The sequence below is a fragment of the Streptomyces sp. NK15101 genome (genome assembly GCF_020400725.1).
Lineage (GTDB): Bacteria > Actinomycetota > Actinomycetes > Streptomycetales > Streptomycetaceae > Streptomyces.
Genome location: NZ_JAINVG010000215.1, coordinates 1 through 544 on the forward strand (window position 1 = coordinate 1; position 544 = coordinate 544).

Sequence of the window (544 nt, forward strand, 5' to 3'; positions counted from 1 at the left end):
TCGACCTGGGGCTCGGTCACTTCGCGGTCCTCTCCGACGGCACGAAGATCGAGGCGCCGCGTTTCCTGCGCCGGGCGGAGAAGAAGCTCAAGAAGGCCCAGCGGAACCTGAGCCGCAAGGTGAAGGGGTCGCACAACCGGGACAAGGCCCGGATCGAGGTCGCCCGCGCGCATGCGCGGGTGGCCGACGCGCGGCGTGAGTTCCACCATCAGCTCTCCACCAGGATCATCCGCGAGAACCAAGCGGTGGCCGTGGAGGACCTGGCGGTGAAGGGGCTCGCCCGCGCGCGCCTGGCCAAGTCCGTGCACGACGCGGGCTGGGCGTCGTTCGTCGCCATGCTGGAGTACAAGGCCGCCCTGTACGGCCGCACCTTCATCAGGATCGGGCGCTTCGAGCCCACCAGTCAGGTCTGCTGCGTGTGCGGGGCCAAGGACGGCCCCAAGCCCCTGCACGTCCGTATCTGGGAGTGCCGGGGCTGCGGAACGGTCCTGGACCGGGACGTCAACGCGGCGATCAACATCGCCAGGGCCGCCGGACTGGCGGT

At 69.9% G+C, this 544-nt stretch carries 1 protein-coding gene; it reads left to right on the forward strand.

From position 1 onward, the window contains the following. Window positions 1-544 (forward strand): RNA-guided endonuclease TnpB family protein (locus K7G60_RS38675; protein ID WP_225805640.1); only part of this gene is annotated, 544 nt, incomplete at both ends.